The organism is Flavobacterium macrobrachii (assembly GCF_014486675.1).
In the GTDB taxonomy this organism is placed as follows: Bacteria; Bacteroidota; Bacteroidia; order Flavobacteriales; family Flavobacteriaceae; genus Flavobacterium; species Flavobacterium macrobrachii.
Map to the genome: position 1 here is coordinate 21,082 of NZ_JACTAC010000025.1, position 19,483 is coordinate 40,564.

A 19,483-nucleotide genomic window follows, 5' to 3' on the forward strand; every position below is an offset into this window, starting at 1 on the left:
TCTATTTTAGCACAACAAAAAATCACACATGTCAGCAGGAACTATTTTAGTCATCATCATCATTTATTTTGGAGTTTTAATTCTAATTTCAAATTTAGTTTCAAAGAAAAGTTCGGATAATGATACTTTTTTCAAAGCCAATAAAAATTCAAAATGGTATTTAGTTGCTTTTGGAATGATTGGAACAGCTCTGTCTGGAGTTACTTTTATTTCGGTTCCAGGAAATGTTGGTTCACCTGAAAGTCAGTTTAGTTATTTTCAATTTGTTTTAGGAAATGCTATTGGATTTTTGATAATTGCCAAAGTACTACTTCCGTTGTATTATCGGATGAATTTGACTTCCATTTATGGTTATATCGAACAACGACTTGGTATAGTTAGCTACAAAACAGCAGCTTCTATTTTCTTGATTAGTAGAACAATTGGCTCGGCTTTTCGATTGTATTTGGTGGTGATTGTTTTGCAACGTTATGTGTTTGATTTCTTTAATGTTCCGTTTGCAGTAACGGTTTTAATTTCGCTCGGATTAATTTTTGCATATACGTATCGCGGCGGATTAAAAACGATTATTATTACGGATACTTTACAAACTTTTTTCTTAGTTTCTTCGGTGTTTTTGACGATAATTTTCATTTGCCAAAGTCTAGATTTATCGGCAATTGAAGCTTTTGAAGCGGTAAAAAACAGCAATTATTCCAAAATTTTCTTTTATGAAGATTATCTAAAAGGGAATTTTGTTTTGAAACAAATCCTTGGAGGAATTTTTGTTACTATCGCTATGGTTGGACTTGACCAAGACTTGATGCAAAAGAATTTAAGCTGTAAGAACATTGGCGAAGCTCAAAAAAACATGTTCACTTTTACTGGAATTTTTGTGGTTATCAACATCTTTTTTCTTAGTGTTGGTGCATTGCTTTATCTTTTTGCGACTAAAAACAATATTGAAATTCCGATGGTAAATGGTGTTGCACGAACGGATTATCTTTTCCCAGAAATTGCGTTTAATCATTTGGCAATTTTCCCTGCTATTATATTTTTATTAGGATTAACGGCTGCCACTTTTGCTACAACAGATAGTGCTTTGACGGCTTTAACTACTTCGTTTTGTGTGGATTTTCTAAACATGGACAAAACTGAAAACGCATCAAATCCTAAAAATGTAAAAAACCGACATTTGGTTCATTTAGGTTTTTCGCTATTGATGTTTTTGGTGATTATCGTTTTTAATTCTTTGAATGACCAATCGGTTGTGACGATGATTTTTAAAGTAGCAAGCTATACTTATGGTCCGTTATTGGGATTGTATGCTTTTGGTTTGTTTATGAAATCGAAAACAGTTCACGATAAATTTGTTCCGTTTATTTGCATTATTTCGCCATTGGTTTGTTTTTTCTTGGCAAAAAATTCGGCAGTGCTTTTTGGGAATTATGTTATTGATAACGAATTAATTATCATCAATGGTTTGATTACGTTTATTGGTTTGTTGTTGATTAGTAAACCAGCTACTTCTGAAACTAGATTTTAAAATTTAACCACGAAGTTTTTCGTATTTAAACCTGACAGGTTTTGAAAACCTGTCAGGTTTGTATACAAAAGTTCAAATGGATAACTTTTTAGCCCCGATTGAAGTGGAAATCCTTTATAAACTCTATGAGAGTTTATAAAGATTGTAACGAAAAGCGGGAAAATGGTTTATAAAATGCCCGAACGATTCGCTCCTAATATTGATTGGTTGCAAGTAAAACTAACGTGCAAGCGATTTCTACTTTGATACCATTGCTTTGCAGAAGTTGGTAAAACTCTGGATTTTCGGTTCCGGGATTGAAAAGTACTCTTTTGGGTTTGGTTTCGATGATGTAGTTGTAGTATTCGCGCTGACGAACTGGGTTTAAATACAAGGTTATGGTATCGATATTTTTAGTGGAATTTGTTTTGTGTAGATTTTTATTCCAGCAACTTCGCCTGCATTTTGACCGATTGCCAAAACGGAATGTCCTTTTTCGGTTAGCATTGTGATGGCTTTGAAAGCGTATCTTTCAGGTTTTGTTGTAGCTCCGAGAACGAGTGTTTTCTTGTTTTTCATGTTGCAAAATTAGTGAATATTATTTTTTATTTAACGTTGCCTCTTATTCTTTGTTTATCTTTGCAGTGAATAAAAATTTTAGAAAAAATGGATGTCTTTTTAAACACATTTTTTGTTCTTCTTGGTGCTTTGTTTTCGGTACTAAATCCAATTGGTGCTATTCCTATTTTTGTGGGTTTGACACAAGATTATAGTAAAACGGAACGTTCACGAGTTTCGCTGATGACGGCAATAAATGTTTGTATTATTTTATTGATATCGTTTTTTATTGGTGAATATGTTTTGAAATTTTTTGGCATTACGATTTCGGCACTTAGAATTGCTGGAGGAATTTTGATTGCAAGTTCTGGTTTTGGTTTGCTCAACGCTAATCCGAAAAAACGAAAAGGAATTAGCAAAAAAGTGGAAGAAGATTCGTTGAACCGAAATTCGATTGCGTTAACGCCACTTGCAATGCCGATGTTGGCTGGTCCAGGTTCGATTTCGTTATTGATTGCTTTTAATCAAGATCATAATTCCACTACGGATATTTTAGCTTCTTCACTATCCATACTGATTGTTTCACTTTTGATATTCCTTATTTTAAGAAGTGCTCATTATTTGGCAAAATATCTTGGAGCTTCGGGAATTGTTGCTATTTCTAGAATTGTAGGGTTTTTAACCGTTGCTATTGGAATTCAGTATATTATAAGTGCTATTTTAAGTATCATCAGAGGAATTTAACTACTGTTGAATGTTTATAAGTACTATCTTTATTTCAAAATAGTATTTATGAAAATTCTACTTACTGGTGCTAATGGCTATGTTGGCAGACGATTGTTGCCCGAACTTTTGACGGCTGGACACAAAGTGGTTTGTAGTGTTCGCGATAGAAACCGATTAGGATTAGATAAATCTACTTTGGATTTAATTGAAATTTGGGAAGTAGATTTTTTGACAACTCCTTCAATGGAAAAAATTCCAAAAGATATTGATGTTGCTTATTATTTGATACACTCGATGTCTTCTTCCACTACCGATTTTGATACTTTAGAATCCAAGGCAGCTAAAAATTTTAATGAATATGCGAACGCAATTGGTATTAAGCAAGTTATCTATTTAAGTGGAATTGTAAACGAAGACATACTCTCAAAACATTTACAATCTCGAAAGGATGTTGAAACCATTTTATATCAAGGTAACTTTAACACTACTGTTTTACGTGCTGGAATAATTGTAGGTTCAGGAAGTTCATCCTTTGAAATTATTAGGGATTTATGCGAAAAACTTCCTGTAATGATTACGCCAAAATGGGTTTTAACAAAATGTCAACCGATTGCTATTCGCGATGTAATCAACTATTTGTTGGGTGTCATTTCTAAAAAAGAATGCTACAATCAATCGTTTGATATTGGCGGACCAAATATCATAACTTACAAAGAAATGATGCAACTTTATGCAAAAACTCGAGGTATTAAATTAATGATTGTAACAATACCAATGATGACACCAAAACTGTCGTCTTATTGGTTATATTTTGTTACCTCAACCTCATATAAACTTGCTATCTATTTAGTTAATAGTATGAAGATGGAAGTGGTTTGTAGTGATAATCGATTACAAAAAATATTAAATATAAAACCAATCACTTATGTTGATGCTATCAAACTTGCTTTTATAAAAATTGAGCAAAACTTAGTAATTTCTAGTTGGAAAGACAGCATAAGTAGTAGTCAATTTGCTCCAAATTTTTCGGAATTTATCCAAATTCCAAAATATGGCTGTTTGAAAGACCATCAGATGAGAAAAATTGAAAATGTTGAAAATACACTTTTGAACATTTGGTCTATTGGCGGTTCTCGTGGATGGTATTATGGAAATTGGATGTGGAAACTACGTGGATTTATTGATAAAATTTTTGGAGGAGTTGGTTTGCGGCGAGGTAGAACAAATCCAATTCACTTAGATAATGGAGATTCGCTCGATTTTTGGCGTGTTTTACTTGCTAACAAGGAGGAAAAAAGATTATTACTTTATGCCGAAATGAAACTTCCGGGTGAAGCTTGGCTTGAATTTAGAATTGATGACGATAATGTACTACATCAGATTGCTACCTTTAGACCAAGAGGAATTTGGGGAAGATTGTATTGGTATTCCTTAGTTCCATTTCATTTTTTTATCTTTGGTGGTATGATTGACAATATCATCAAATATAAATCCTAAAACAAAATCCAAATGAAGCCTTTTTTATGTTTACTATTCTATTCAATTTTATTTTCATCCTGTAAATCGGCAGCATACAAAGAAAAAGAAACTGATGAAAATTTGAAAGAACTAGTTTCAATCATGCAAGGACATTATTCATCCGAAGCACATTCCATTGAAGATAAATCATATTATAACATTTCTTTAAGAATGACACCTATTTGGAAAGAAAAAGGAAATTATCTTTTTGTAGAACAAGCCATGTTTGACAAACAAGACAAACCATATAGAGTAAGAGTTTATAAAGTCAGTCAAAGAGGTGATGAATTTGTAAGTGAAATTTATACCCTTAAAAATGAAAAAGATTGGATTGGAAAATGGACAAATCCAGAAGTATATAACCAATTATCAGAGACAGACATTGAGCTAAAACAAGGTTGTGAAGTAGTTTTAAAAAGAGTTGAGAAAAATAAATTTAGTGGTTCAACTGGAGATAAAACTTGCCCAAGCGAACTTCGTGGTGCTAGTTTTGCCAATTCAATTGTTACTGTTACTAAGGACGGAATTGTTTCCTGGGATCAAGGTTTTGATAAAGACGGAAAGCAAGTTTGGGGTGCTGAAAAAGGTGGATATAAATTTGTTAAAATTAAATAATCTTAAACTCAAAAGAGTTCAAAAAATGAAATCCCAAATTCCAATAGCATAATTAGAATTTGGGATTTTTATTTTCTTTGATTTATTAAATAATAATAACTTACTCCGTTGGAAGAAAAATTTCTGCCATCATGCAACGTGCGCTTCCGCCGCCACAAGCTTCGATGGTATCTAAACTGGAATGAATAATTTCAACATGCGCTTCGAGCTGAGCGATTTGTTTTTTGGTTAAACTTTTATAAGCCGATTCACTCATTACTAAAAATCTTTTATCGTCTTTTCCTTTTACTTCAAGCATGTTTCCCGCAAAGTTATTGACTTGATCTTCGGTAATTAAAATTACTTCTTTATCATCGCCACGAAGACTATCAAGTACCATTTTGCGTTCTTTTTTGTCATCAATACAATCAGCACAAATGACAGCAAATGTATCGCCGAGACACATCATTACGTTAGTATGATAAATCAGTTTTCGCTCGCCGTTTACCGTTTGAAAAGCTTCGAAAATTACGGGTGTAAATTCAAAATCTTCGCAAAATTCTATCATCAGTTCTTCGTCGGCACGTGGTGAAAGTGCGCAATAGGCTTTTCCGTTTTCGCGGTCAAGAAGCAAACTACCTGTTCCTTCAAGAAAAACGTTGTCTTCTTCTGCGAGAGTGTAATCCATGATTTCATTGATGACAAAACCTTCGTCTTCAAGAATATCAAGAATATCTTCTCTTCTTTCGGCGCGACGATTTTCAGCAAACATTGGATATAAAGCTACATCACCACTTTCGTGAAATGATATCCAATTGTTTGGAAAAATACTGTCTGGCGTGTTGGGTTCAAGCGTATCGTCAACGACAATAACATTCACGCCAACTTTTCTTAATTTGGCAACAAAAACATCAAACTCTTGTTGGGCTTTTGCATTTACAGTTTCAGGCGATAATCCGTCGAGAACTTTTTGGTAATAATTGTTTACAGCAGTTTGTTCGTTCATTCGAAACGCTACTGGACGAATCATTAGAATTGAGTTTGTTGTTTGGTTCATTTTTCTGTTTTTTTTGTTGTCGGTTGTCAGTTGACGGTTGTTAATTGTTAAATAGTAATTTATGTTTTCCAGTTTTGTTCTACATATTTTATGAAGTTGAAAATCTTTGCGCCTAAATTATCATAGTCAGTGATAAATCTATCAATATTTGGTATCAATCCTTTATATAAATGATCAATTTTTATTAAATGCCCTTTAGTTTCTAAACAACTGGAGTGAGAAAAAACCAAAAACCTAATAAAATCTGCTTTGTAGCGATTTCTTCCATAGCCTTCAACTATATTTGAATTAACAGAATCGGATGATCTTCTGATTTGACTTCCAAGTTCATACAACTCATGCTTTGGTAAAAGTAATGATGCTGGATGAATCTCGTAAAACAATGCCAAACTAATTTTATATATATCTAAATCTTGATAATTACTCATAATAAAACTTATCTACATAGTTTATAACTGATAACCGACAACTGACAACTTTTCTAATCTCTTATCAACGGCAAAGTTGAACATCTAAGTAATCCTTCTTGTTTTGCAATTTCGGCATAGGGAATTTCCTCAACTATAAATCCATTTTTGCGAAGCCAATTGTTCAATCGGGTGAAATTTCTCTCCGAAACAACTACATTTTCATCAATAGAAAATACATTAGAATTCATGTGGTACATTTCGTCTCGCGTAATGTGAAATAGATTTTCTTTTCCAAAAAGTTTTACTAAATACACATAATCGGCTTCTTCTCGGAAACCACTTTTATAGATTATACCTTTGTTTTTTCCAACGGGTTGAAAGCAACAATCGAGATGCAAAGCATTATCTCGCGCTTCCAATTTTGATTTTACCAAGTCGAATTCTTTCACAATTTTGTTGGGAAACAAATCCTTAATATACTGAACACCTTGCATATTGGTTCGTGCCGTGATATAATCTTTATAATCCGAACCTTTGTATGTTCCGATGAAAATATAATCGTTCCATAGCATAACATCGCCGCCTTCGATATGAACATCATCTGGTGGACGAACGACTTTGGCTGGATTTATTTGGTCGATTACATATTGAATAGCTTCTAATTCACGATTTCTGTCAGGCAAAATATTGGCTTTAATAAAAATATCATCGATAACAAAACCAATATCGCGAGTAAAAATTTGGTTGTAATTTTCGATCATTTCTGGTCGAAAAACTTTTACATCATATTTTTGAAATACTTGATTAAAAGCTTCCATTTCGTTTATCATATCAGCTTCTATTGGATATGTTCCAGCGAGAATGTGTTCTAAAGATTTTGGATCATAAGCTTCTTCTGCAGTTGGTGTTGGACCATTAGTAAGCGCTGAACCTAAAACCACTGCGCGCAATCGAGACGTTTCGTTTTTTACATTTAATTGTAGCATAAAATTAGTTTTGTGCAAAAAAGCATCACTTTTTAACACGGATTTTTACAAATATAAAAAAGCTTCCCGATTAAGAGAAGCTTTGTTTATAAGTATTTTATTTATTTTTTTCAATTTCAACACTAAAATAAAACATCAAAAATCTTTTTGCTTTTATTGTTCTAGCTATATTAAATCCTGCTTTCTCGATGCCTTTAATTGAACTTATATTAGAAGGTGAAACATTTATAAAAACTTCTTTTGCACCGTTTTTTAGTTCTAGATTAGCAATGTAATTAATTACATACGGATAAATTGATTTCCCTCTATATGAATCAATTGTTCTACAATCGCCTATTGTTGGACCTTTTGTTCGAATTAATTTTTGGATAAATAATTTTCTATATGTAAAACTTTCATGAATTACTTTATCGTCAATTTTAATATAAAAACGAGACTTGTTTTCATCAATTGTTTGAAACTGTAGAGGATATTTTTGAATATCCGCATTAAATTTCGTTAAATCTTTCATTGAATAAACTAATAAATCAATGCTTGATACTTTGAACAATTTTATTATTTTTTTTATCATTTTCTGAACATTGATAAGATTTTAGATATTGTTCTTTTATTCTTTTTTACATTTTTTTCTAAAAATAAGTATAATTTGAAATATAATGGTTTTAATACCCAATAATATTTAGAGTTTTCATAGTAAATCTGTTCATCAGCATAACTATTTTTAAATTTTACAACACTTGTTGAACCACCAAGTGAAATATTATAACCATCTAATTTTTCTAACCAAGCTAGTTTACTTCCATTATATTGCAAAAAATGACCTACAAGAATATCTGGTTTCTCTTTTACTGAACCGCCTAAAATATAAGTATAATGATTTCCTGCTTTTACCAACAATGTTGCGCCTTTAATAGTGTCATTATTTATTGCAAGTAAAAATTTTGCTTTGTTTTTTTGAACCATTTCAACTATTGTATTCCCAAACGAATTCCAATCTCTTAAAACATATCCATTTTGTTTTGCGTTCAGAAGACATAAATCATATCCTTTTTTTATATCTTCTTCATTTTCTGCAAAAACCAATTTTAATTCTTTTCTAAGTGAACTTCTAATATTACGTCGAACTACTGTTGAAAAACTATTTAATAATTCCTCTTCTGATTGAAACTCAGAAACTGATTTCCAATTTAAACCGTTAGCTGAATAAACATATTTAAATTCATGTCCTTCATAAGCATTTTTTAAAGAGTCAAGCCTTTCTGAGTAATTGATTACATGTTTATTACTAGATTTTGAAAAAGGTAATGAAACATGACAATAACAACAGTCCCATTTTTTTGCTCTTTCTTTTACATTTTCAATTAAGCTATTGAGATGCAAAATAGAAACACCTGATACAATTGGGCCAAATGGAACAACATAAAACTTAAAAAAAATAGCTTTGGCTATAACCGCAGCAAAACCACCAATTATTGAATTATCATCAAGCAAAATAGCAACCTCAAAATCAAATCCATAACTTTTGAAGGACTTATTCCAATCAGATAACATTAAATGACTAGAAATATTTTCATTGATAACAAAATCATCCCATTTTTTTAACCATTCACCATCATTAGAAGAAATTATTTTTATTTCCATTATTCGATTTGTCTAAAAATTAGATTACCTGTTTCAATAACCACTATTCTACCATTATTATCAACATCTAAAACCACTTTTTCAAATCCAGAAACATAATTCACAAACTCTGAAAGCAGTGGATTCCAAATTTTATTTTCTTTAATTGAAATACCTAAATTTAAAAAATTTTCTTTAACCAAATCATCAATTTTATCTTCTTCCCTAAATACTCTACCTGTGTGATATTTCATTGGTGCTGAAAAATATGTATGTCCAATAAAAACACCTTTCTCATCTATTAGCTTTTGAATATTCTTTTTTGAAAGTGTAGTCTTAAAATCTATAATTTCTAACGTTTGAAACACATAAAAGTATTTTTGACCTATTTTGTGTTTAAACACTATAGGTGAATATTTGGCATATTTATAAGGAATTTTTTTATGATAATTCCAATTAAGTAAGACACTAATTAGAGGTTTTAATACTGAAAAAGAATCTTTAAAAAACACAAAAACTCCTTTGAATGATTTTTTCTTTATTATTCGTTTAAATGTGCTCGCTAAATTTTTATATAATCTTATCTTCTTTTCATCAGCATAATAATGGAACATAATATTTTTAATCAAAAGAGAAATCCTTTGATTAAAAGGTAATTTTTTAATTCCATTATAATAGCTTTTGAGAGTAAAGTCGGAAGTATTCATTTGGTTAATAACACCTTCAGTTCCATTTCCACTATCAATATAATTCCAAAGTATTGAAATATTTTTTTGTGTTAAAGTATTACAATACTCTATTTCATCAATGTTATTTTCTTTATATAGCGAAAAATTATATGGTTGATAACCATGGTCTATCCAAACTGGTGTATTATTAAATGGTGGACTAAAAAGTTTAAAGTCTTCGATGCTTTTTTCAACCGATTTAATTGACTGACTTAAAGAATGATAAGCTAATTCATGCCCATCATTTTTCCAAAAATCAAGTTCTTCTTTATTTTCTTCATAGGAGGCATTTTCTCTTTTTGAATAGTTGTTTAAAAAAAAACCTTTTGTAACTTTAATATTACTCATTTTGAATAATTCACGCTGAGTCTTCAAATTATTTATAGTATCAAAATCGCAATGATCAGTAAAACAAGCTACTGCAGAAAAAGGGATTTTTGAACGGCTAAATTCAATACTATTTTCTTTAGAAAATAATAAGGCTATTGTTTTATCTAACAAATCTAATCCTGTTGCAGATATTATACTTTTTTCATTACTCTTTCCTTTGAAGTTAGTTAATGGAGTTGAATATTCTGGATTAAATCTCCATAATAAGGTTTTTAAATCTTTAATTTCCCAAATGCCAATATTACAATTTGCCTGAACAAAAAAATCGTTTTCTAATTGTAAAATCTTAGGGGCAAACTCACATGCCTTAAATCCAACAAAAGGAGTAATCCAATTGAAATCGTGATTTCTTACTTTTTTAAAAGGTATATCAAAAACAATTTCTAAATCGAAACGGTTTTCTCCTAATCTTAAAAATTGATTTAAAACTATTTCATTTTTACCATTAAGAATTTTATTCTCTAATGTGTGTGTGTGTGTGTTGATTTCTAGAGTTATCAAACGAATAGAAGTTATCATCTTCTTTTTTTTCCAAATATATAAAAAAAGCTCTGTCAAATAACAGAGCTTTTCCAAGCAAATTGCACCCCAAAACCTAACTTAAACTTAACCTATTTCTTTATTAATTTTTGAGATTGGATTTCTCCATTCTCTGAAACTACATTGATAATGTATATTCCGTTTGCAAATCTTGTAACATCAAACTGATGTTTATCGGTAACATTAATTGAACTTTCTTGAACTATTTTACCATCAATGGTAGTTATTTGATAATGTTTAAAAGTATTGTCTTTCATAATTATTTCAAATATTCCCGTTGAAGGATTAGGTACAATTTTAAATCCTGAACCTAGTCTAATCAAATTAATTTCTTCCTCTTTTGGTTCTGGTTTAGTATTGTTAGGATTTTGATACCTGTAAACATAATTATTTGAACAACCTTCAATATAAGCTGCAAACTGTGAACCAGAGACTGCTTCAAAGCCTGGATTTAACTCTACAAAATTTCCCGAGTGATAAATCACTCCATCTTGAAAGTCATTATTTCCAACTTCTACAATATTTGTTGCTCTAATCCAATCAGAACGCTCTTTTTGAGTTTCGATATTAGCATCTAAATTACTAACATTATCTACAGGAGAAGTTAAAGTTAAAGTTGGTTTACAACAATCGACAAAAGTTACATCTGGTCCAACATTAGCAGAATAATCTGTTATGTCATATACAAAATTACCAGCAGGACAAACCACATTAAAAGTGGCATCAACTTGAAATTCATAATCTCCAAATGGATCTACTCCAAATTGACTTGGCAAAACTGTAAAGCAAAATGTATTTGCTGTTAACAGAGTGGGAGAATTTATTGTACCAATAATTTCATCATTTTGTAAAATATATAAAACCAAAGTGCTTAATGTTGCATTAACAGGCGATTGATAAGTACCGCAAACACTCATTGGAGTTTCATCAGACAAATCAGGACAAACAATATTTGTTGGTTCAAGACTTAAAGCACCCAATTGAGGAACGGCACAAGTCAAACCACAAATATTATCTATATAAACCGTTCCAAAGTGTCTTGAAGGTTGACAATCGCTAATTGTAAATTCAATTCTTCCTGGTTGATTTAAAATACTTTCAACATTAAGTCTAGCACAAATCCAACCTGTATATAGCATTCTCCTTTCAGAATTTATATATATGATATTGAAAAGACAGTTATCAGGATTTGCAATTATACATATTTCATCAACAATATTATCAAATTGGTCATAAACTCTAGCTCTAAAAAAAGGTTGAATTTCTTGTCCATGTTCAGGTTTATTATCCATAATCAGAGAAAAATTAAAATCAATTGTTGACTGATTTATAGTTGTAAAATTTCTTGATAACGTAGTTAAATCTGATGAACCGTATCCTCCAGTATTGTTCAACTTTATACATCTAATACCGCCATTGGAGTTTAAAGTAGGTACATTAACCCCAAAACTTGCCAAAACTGGATCGTTCACTTGATATCCTGAAGCAGCACTATTAATTAAATTAACTCTTGAACCAAAGTTATTGGTTGATGCTGTCATCACGTTAGAAGCAGTTCGTTCAGTAACTGTGGAACAGGATTGAAAAAAATCTTCTCCAGATGCTGGTTGTGCATAATTATCAGACCAAAATGAATAACCTGCAACACCTGACTCAAAATCACCATTGACACAATCTTGTGCGATTGACTGAGGCATCGCTTGAGCAGAATAATACTCTTTATAATCAGGATTTTGTTTGAAAAATAATTTCCTTAATTCATGTCTTTTAGCATTTATCAATGCGATTTCAAATTCTTCATCTGAAAACTCTTCTTCTTCCCTTAGATGTTCTTTTAACTCTTCGGTAATTTCTTTTGCAAGTTTATAATTTTTAAAATTACTGTTTATAAACCGTTCAATTTCAATTTCTGTTTGCTGAGCTTTTAAAATTCTATTATTTTCATTTTCAATATACTCTTGGAGTTGAGCAAAAATTGAGTTAGAATTTAGGAAAACAATAATCAGCAATGCTGTTTTTACTATTTTCTTCATATTACTTTGTTTTTTCAATTAATGCATTTACTTGTTTTTTAAGCAATTCCAATTCTGAATTATACTTTTGAATAACTAGATTTTGTTCATTTATTTTCTTTTCCTGCTCAATAACATACAACGTCAACTCTTCAATTTTTTCCATATGTTTAGCTTGCATTTGAGCTACATCTAAACCATCTTCCATTAATTCTTTTGCTGATTTAATTCCTGGTAAATGTTTATTTGAGTTTATAAATTTTTCTACATCTTTTAATGGCATTAATTCATAATTATCGGCAAAAACGTAATCAGCCCAATTAGCTGTACTTCTCAAAGCTACTTTAACTTTTTCAGTTAAAATACCACCTTCAACATAAAGTTTATAATCGCCTGTATTTGTTGGATAAGTAGCAGAATCTCCAATATATATATTTCCATTTGTTGTACTATTTGCTGAATTGAACCATATATTACTATTATTCATATCAACGATACGATTATTATTTACAGTAGTAGCTTGATTTATCACACCATTGTTAGCATATATACTTGTATCTGTTATTGTTGTATTTATTTGAAAAGGATTTGAAACTGTTCCATTCCCAGAAATTGTTGTATTTGTTCCATTTGCAAAATTTAAAGTTGGAATAGTCACGGAATTTCCATTAGAAATTGAAAGTATATTTCCATTCAATGTCAATGATTGAGCATCTGTATCTGTGTAAATAGGAAGCATTACTGAATTTCCATTTGAAATTGACAATGTGTTACCTGTCAATGACAAAGATTGTTCATCAGTGTTTGTATCAACAAAAGTTGGAAGAACAACTGAATTACCATTAGAGATTGATAATGTGTTATCTGTTAATGACAACGATTGTTGATCGGTATTTGTATCAACATAAGTTGGAAGAACAACAGAATTACCATTTGAAATTGATAATGTATTACCTATTAATGACAATGATTGTTGATCAGTATCAACTAATGTTGGCAATGTTATTGAACCTCCATTATTTGACAATGATATAGTATTTCCAGAAATAGAAATGGTTTGTAATTCATTAGTTGTACTAGCATCCAATTCAGAAAAATCAAATTCTGGCAAATTAACAGGTACGCTAGACACTCCATTAATTGTTGTAATTAACTGATTAAAAGGTGTAATTGTATTTGAAATAGAATTAACTATAGGTGCTGTAGAAATTAATGATGCTACATTACTTGTCATTGTATTTCCAGCCGAAGTTAAAAGATTTGATGAAACATTTGATGGTGCTACTTTTTGAAAAATGACATCTCCAAATTGATTAACAGTTAAAAATTTATCTGTTGATTGAGTTTGAATTGGTACTGAATTACTTGTTAGATTTGTAAATCTCAAACCTGAAAAACCATCTGTTCCGTGAGTAATCTCTATTTTATTTTTTGGACTAGAGTTTCCAATACCTACTCTACCTTCTACTAATAAACCATTTGTTGGAGCAAGATAACCATCAAAATCTGAAAAACTAGGTGTAAAACCTCTACCAATTACAACACCTCCACCAATATCTAATCTATTTCTTGGTATAATATTGTTACCCAAGCCGATTCCTATATTTCCACCTCTACTCATCAACATCTTTTGATTTCCGTGCCCATCAGCAATAATTACAGTTTTTTCAAGATTATTTCCTGCTAATTTATTTGTTGTTGCCGAATTATTCAATCTAACATTTCCTAGTAGTAAATTATAATTTCCATTATATAAATTAACTGCTGTTTCATTTCCAATAAAAATGTTAGAATTACCAGTTACTAGATGTCTTGGCGTTATTTGACCTATAGCAATATTATCATTTCCTGTTGATGTAGTAAGCGCACCATAACCAAGTGCAGTATTCCCAATACCAGCTATATTACTACCTAAAGACCTATGACCAATAGCAATATTTCTTGATCCTGTTGTATTATTCTCTAATGCACGAGTTCCATATGCGCTATTTAAACTTCCAGTTGTATTTTTTTGAAGAGCATTATTCCCAAATGCACAATTATAACCTCCAGAAGAATTTATTAATGTTTCAAAACCAAAAGCATTATTACTATGACTTGTGTAATTTAATAGAGAATTTATTCCAAATCCAGTATTATAATTTCCCGTATTGTTAGTCCCGGAGTTACCACCAAAAAAAGTATTAATCGTTTGAGAATAGGAAGCTAAATTCGTTCCTAAAAAAATCAAAGCGGTAAGCAAATAGTAGTTTTTTATCTTCATAACTGTTCAATTTGAGGGTTATTATTCTATTTTAGCATGATAAATATCTTAATTAGAGTATCTTATAAACTAAAATGATTTTTTGAACAGTAAGCTAAAAGCAAATACTATCAAACAATTTAATCATTTTGAAGTTTAATTAAATTATTTGATTATTAGTTGTTGTTTTTTGACATCTCAAATATATTCTTAAAAAGCACAAAAAAACCACAAAAAGCAAAATTATTCGATTAAATACATATTTTTACAAATAGATAATTTATTTTTCTTACAAAATAAAAACAAACAATAAAAAAAACTCGTTGCTAAAACAACGAGTCTTTTACATCAATATTTTTTTGAATTTATCTTAAATCAATAGATTTAAATTCTCTCAAAGGATAACCTGTATAAACTTGTCTTGGTCTTCCAATTGGTTCTTTGTTTACACGCATTTCTTTCCATTGTGCAATCCAACCTGGTAAACGACCAATAGCAAACATAACGGTAAACATATCCGTAGGAATTCCTAATGCACGGTAAATAATCCCTGAATAGAAATCTACATTTGGATATAATTTTCTAGATACGAAGTAATCATCAACTAGTGCTGCTTCTTCTAGTTGTTTTGCAATATTCAAGATTGGATCATTAACACCTAAAGTTGCCAAAACTTCGTCGGCTGCTTTTTTGATAATTCTTGCTCTTGGGTCAAAGTTTTTGTAAACACGGTGTCCAAATCCCATTAAACGGAATGGATCGTCTTTGTCTTTGGCTTTTGCCATATATTTTGCAGCATCGCCACCATCTTTTTGGATAGCTTCTAGCATTTCAAGAACAGCTTGGTTTGCACCACCATGCAATGGTCCCCAAAGTGCAGAAACTCCGGCAGAAATGGATGCAAATAATCCTGCATGTGATGAACCTACAATTCTAACAGTTGATGTTGAACAGTTTTGCTCATGATCAGCATGAAGAATAAATAATTTGTCTAAAGCGTCAATTACAACAGGATTTGCTTTGTATGGTCCAGTTGGTAATTCAAACATTAGGTGCATGAAGTTTTCAACATATCCTTTTGTATTATCATAATAATTTAAAGGATAGCCCATCATTTTTCGGTAGGTCCAAGTTGCAATTACAAGGAATTTCCCCATTGTTTTACAAACAGCTTCATACATTTCTTTTTCGTTTTCAACATTAACTACTTTTGGGTTAAAAGCGGTTAAAGCTGAAGTCAACGAAGATAAAACACCCATTGGATGCGCTGTTTTTGGAAAACCATCAATGATGTTTTTCATTTCTTCGTTTACTAAAGTGTATTTACGAATGTCGTTTTCAAATTGCTCTAATTGAGCTTTGGTTGGTAATTCTCCAAAAATAACAAGGTAGGCTGTTTCTAAAAATCCAGCTTTTTCGGCTAAATCTTCGATAGCATAACCTCTGTAACGAAGAATTCCTTCTTCACCATCAAGAAAAGTGATGTCGCTTGTACATGAACCTGAGTTTTTATAACCTGGATCAAGAGTAATTGCACCAGTTAGTGCGCGTAATTTTTCAATGTCGATAGCAGGTTCATTTTCGCTTCCAACAATTACTGGAAATTCATATTTTTTGCCATCAAATTCTAATATAGCAGTTTTTGACATGAGATAAAATGGGAATTAAATCTTATTAAAATTAATAATTTAACAAAAATAGGGAATTCAAAATGAAATAAAAAAGATTTAAGACAACGTTTTCGTTAATTATTTGATAAAATTTGCAAAAATGATATATAAATAAAAAAGACACAATTGCTTGCGTCTTTTCCTAATTTTAATACACCACTTACTTCTTAATTAACTTTTCAACTTTAATTCCTGCTTCCGAAATCACTTTGATAAAATACAATCCTTTGGCTTTTGGGGTTAAGTCTAAAGTTGCATTTGTATCATTTAATAAAGTTGTTTGTAATAATCTTCCTTGAACATCAAATAATTGTATCGATTTGATATTGAAATCGCCACTAATATTGACTAATGAGTTTGTTGGGTTTGGATATATTTTTACACTTTTGTCAATTTCAAAATCAGGATTGCTTAACGTTTGGAATACTGTCACTGCGTCATTAGTTATTATTGGAAAATTGTAGTCAAAGTAAATATTGGCTTTATTTTTTACCAAAGCACCTGTTTGTAAACTTGGTTTAGTTTTTACTTTTAGTAACACATTTCCGTGACCACCAGTTTCTAGATAAATTTCTTGGAAGATAAACTCAATTATGTTTCCTCTAATTCTAGCATCAACTCCATGAGAAGCATTTAATAATTGTAACGAGCTAATATCAAATTCATCAGGATTGATTTCGGTTTTTACTACAATGTTTTCAGCAGAAGCTGTTCCTGTGTTTTCAAAACGAATATTATAATGCAGATATTCACCTATTTCGGTTGGTGAAACGACATCGCCTTCAAGACATGTAATATCGTTTGGATCATAAGAACCTACAACAACTTGATTCAAAACAAAGGTATTATCAGAGGTGTTTTCGTCGCCAGCTTGAGGCATAATTGAGGTAGTAAACACCAAAACATCGTCATTATTAACTGGATTTGTATCAGTTGGTGCATTGATGTTTAGTGTGAATACAATTTCTCTACTTTCAAACGGTTGTAGGTTGGCATAATCCCAAGAAATTCCTCCAACAACCATTTGGCTTGGTGCTAGTGATGCTGAAACATATTCCATAAGGTTTTGATTGTAGAAAAAGTTGATGCCATATTGTTGCGATAAAGTTTGATTTCCTTTGTTCTTATATACAATTTTATAGATTGCATCAAATCCTGGTCGCGCTGGAACAGTTGGAGTAATGATAATTTCTAAATCTGGATGAATGCCGTTTGGAGTAATACAAAAGTTTTGTACTGTTTCATTATTATTAACATCAGGAAAACTTAAAGACGCCAAAACTGGTGAAACAGTAAACCAACTTGGGTTTTCAGTAGAGACAGATAATTCTTGATTTAATGATTGGGAGTAAAATGTATAACCACCGTTTACTTTGCTAAATGCAGCGCCTTGAACTGTTCCGTCAGTAATATTTACTCTAACATTTTGAGAACCAAAATCGTTTGCATCACAACCGTTATTATCTGCATCAAATTGAATTTGTCCAACTATAGTGTTGTAATCTCCGCCTGGCGTAAAGTTGCAATAAGAGTTGACTTGAGTTGTTGTGTTATTTTGTGTTGCTAACTCTTGATTAATATAAACGATGTTATTTTCATCAGCACATATAAAATTTAAGTTTGGATTAGTTTGCAAATACACTCCATTGCCGCCATTTGCAGGATTAAATTCACGTCCGTTTTTAATGTTTACATAATTTAAAGAATAATTATTATACGCATAAAAACGATTTAAAAAAGGTAAATTGGAAGCGTCAATTTGAATTAAATTAGTATTCGTTAATCGTAATGATTGTAGTGAAACTAATGGATTTAAGTTTATAGAATTTTGAATACCACCAGTTATAAACAAACCACGCAAGTTTACTAAATTATTAATTGCAACACTGTTTAATCCCGGATTACCATATTCTAACTCTGCTAGATTTGTTAAAAAATTGACATTTAAGGTATTCAATAAATTATCACTACATCTCAAAACAACAAGATTTGGAGTAGGACTTAAATTCAAACTAGTTATAAGATTTTTTCCACATTCAAGTCCTAAAAGATTTGTTAATCCATTTAAATTTAATGCACTTAGCTGATTATTATAGCAACTCAAACTTTTAAGATTGGTTAAACCCGTTAGATTTAAAACACTTATTTGGTTGTAATCACAATAGATATATTCTAAATTGGTTAATCCGATAATGTTCAATGTAGAAATATGATTATTTAAACAATTTATTGTTTTCAAACTTGTCAATCCAGTTAAATCTAGCGTAATAAGATTGTTGTTTGTACAATCAAATAATTCTAAATTAATGAAAGAACTGATACCTGTTAAATCTGATATTTGTTCAGCTATTGGAGTGAAATTTGGAAATGAAATATTCAGATTTAAAACCGCTTCGGCTTCGCTAACTTGTATTTCCCCATCATTATTCGAATCAACATCGGTATCGCCATAACCATCACCATCAGTATCTATACAAAGTGTATTCACTAATTTATTCTTAAAATTCGCATCGGGAATGGCTACAATCTGCGCGTTGGCAAAACCTGTGATTAGTATTAAAATGTAAAGTGAGTTTTTCATAATCTTTGTTTTTGGTTTTATTTTTCAGCTAATTTACAGTCCTTCTTTTTAGTGAAATATAGTAAATGAGTAAACGGTTGTTTATATTTAGAATTTGCATTTTTTATTATTCTTTTTATTCCAAGTTCTCTTCAGAACTCAATTAGTTTCCTTTTTATCTAAACCAGTTGTCTTCTAAGCTAAACTAGTTTCCTTTTTTGCTAAACTAGTTCTCTTCTTAAGAGAACTAATCATCTACATTGTTTTCAAAATTTCTTGTAATCGGTCTTTTTTTCGTTGCGAAATTGGCAAATTACTGTTGTCTGCCATAATCACATATCCGCCATCTTTTTTGATATAGGATTTTG

14 protein-coding genes and 1 pseudogene are annotated in these 19,483 nt (G+C 30.8%); 4 read left to right on the forward strand and 11 right to left on the reverse strand.

The genetic code is table 11. The features are described from left to right. The first annotated feature begins 28 nt into the window (after window positions 1-28). Window positions 29-1,525: a sodium:solute symporter gene (locus tag IAI56_RS07415; protein WP_187657265.1), complete on the forward strand. Its 1,497-nt coding sequence runs from the start codon at window positions 29-31 to the stop codon at window positions 1,523-1,525. 193 nt (window positions 1,526-1,718) lie between these two features. Here the strand turns inward: IAI56_RS07415 and IAI56_RS07420 are convergent. After that, window positions 1,719-2,083, reverse strand: a pseudogene (locus IAI56_RS07420) (CoA-binding protein). An 87-nt stretch (window positions 2,084-2,170) separates the two neighbouring features. On the opposite strand from IAI56_RS07420, the gene IAI56_RS07425 reads away from it, so the two are divergent. From IAI56_RS07425 to IAI56_RS07435, 3 genes are read left to right on the forward strand one after another with little or no spacing between them, the layout of a single operon-like run. Continuing rightward, a complete protein-coding gene (locus IAI56_RS07425; protein WP_187657266.1) occupies window positions 2,171-2,806 on the forward strand; it encodes a MarC family NAAT transporter in 636 nt (211 codons plus the stop codon). A gap of 48 nt (window positions 2,807-2,854) precedes the next feature. Continuing rightward, window positions 2,855-4,285, forward strand: coding sequence for an SDR family oxidoreductase (locus IAI56_RS07430; RefSeq protein ID WP_187657267.1), 1,431 nt, complete (start codon window positions 2,855-2,857; stop codon window positions 4,283-4,285). 12 nt (window positions 4,286-4,297) lie between these two features. Then, window positions 4,298-4,921, forward strand: a complete 624-nt coding sequence (locus IAI56_RS07435; protein ID WP_187657268.1) for a chromophore lyase CpcT/CpeT — start codon at window positions 4,298-4,300, stop codon at window positions 4,919-4,921. 100 nt (window positions 4,922-5,021) lie between these two features. Here the strand turns inward: IAI56_RS07435 and ctlX are convergent, their stop codons facing one another. The 10 genes from ctlX to IAI56_RS07485 all read right to left on the reverse strand — a co-directional run bounded on the left by ctlX (window position 5,022) and on the right by IAI56_RS07485 (window position 19,136). Continuing rightward, the gene (gene ctlX, locus IAI56_RS07440; RefSeq protein ID WP_133532714.1) at window positions 5,022-5,957 is read right to left on the reverse strand and encodes a citrulline utilization hydrolase CtlX; all 936 of its coding nucleotides are present in this window, start codon (window positions 5,955-5,957) and stop codon (window positions 5,022-5,024) included. Window positions 5,958-6,016: 59 nt separating this feature from the next. After that, window positions 6,017-6,385: a four helix bundle protein gene (locus IAI56_RS07445; RefSeq protein ID WP_187657269.1), complete on the reverse strand. Its 369-nt coding sequence runs from the start codon at window positions 6,383-6,385 to the stop codon at window positions 6,017-6,019. A 53-nt stretch (window positions 6,386-6,438) separates the two neighbouring features. Further along, window positions 6,439-7,353: a dimethylarginine dimethylaminohydrolase family protein gene (locus tag IAI56_RS07450; protein ID WP_187657270.1), complete on the reverse strand. Its 915-nt coding sequence runs from the start codon at window positions 7,351-7,353 to the stop codon at window positions 6,439-6,441. Between the two features lie 97 nt (window positions 7,354-7,450). Continuing rightward, window positions 7,451-7,924, reverse strand: a complete 474-nt coding sequence (locus IAI56_RS07455; protein WP_187657271.1) for a hypothetical protein — start codon at window positions 7,922-7,924, stop codon at window positions 7,451-7,453. Further along, window positions 7,921-8,994, reverse strand: a complete 1,074-nt coding sequence (locus IAI56_RS07460; protein WP_187657272.1) for a GNAT family protein — start codon at window positions 8,992-8,994, stop codon at window positions 7,921-7,923. Before IAI56_RS07460 ends, IAI56_RS07455 begins: the two co-directional genes overlap by 4 nt. Next, on the reverse strand, window positions 8,994-10,649 hold the full coding sequence (locus IAI56_RS07465) for a hypothetical protein (protein WP_187657273.1): 1,656 nt from the start codon (window positions 10,647-10,649) through the stop codon (window positions 8,994-8,996). Before IAI56_RS07465 ends, IAI56_RS07460 begins: the two co-directional genes overlap by 1 nt. A gap of 53 nt (window positions 10,650-10,702) precedes the next feature. Beyond that, window positions 10,703-12,664 carry a T9SS type A sorting domain-containing protein gene (locus IAI56_RS07470; RefSeq protein ID WP_187657274.1) on the reverse strand — a complete coding sequence of 654 codons (1,962 nt, stop codon included), beginning with the start codon at window positions 12,662-12,664 and terminating at the stop codon, window positions 10,703-10,705. A 1-nt stretch (window position 12,665) separates the two neighbouring features. Beyond that, on the reverse strand, window positions 12,666-14,906 hold the full coding sequence (locus IAI56_RS07475) for a beta strand repeat-containing protein (RefSeq protein WP_187657275.1): 2,241 nt from the start codon (window positions 14,904-14,906) through the stop codon (window positions 12,666-12,668). A gap of 344 nt (window positions 14,907-15,250) precedes the next feature. Next, window positions 15,251-16,534, reverse strand: coding sequence for a citrate synthase (locus tag IAI56_RS07480; protein ID WP_187657276.1), 1,284 nt, complete (start codon window positions 16,532-16,534; stop codon window positions 15,251-15,253). Between the two features lie 181 nt (window positions 16,535-16,715). Then, on the reverse strand, window positions 16,716-19,136 hold the full coding sequence (locus IAI56_RS07485) for a DUF7619 domain-containing protein (RefSeq protein WP_187657277.1): 2,421 nt from the start codon (window positions 19,134-19,136) through the stop codon (window positions 16,716-16,718). Window positions 19,137-19,483 lie beyond the last annotated feature (347 nt).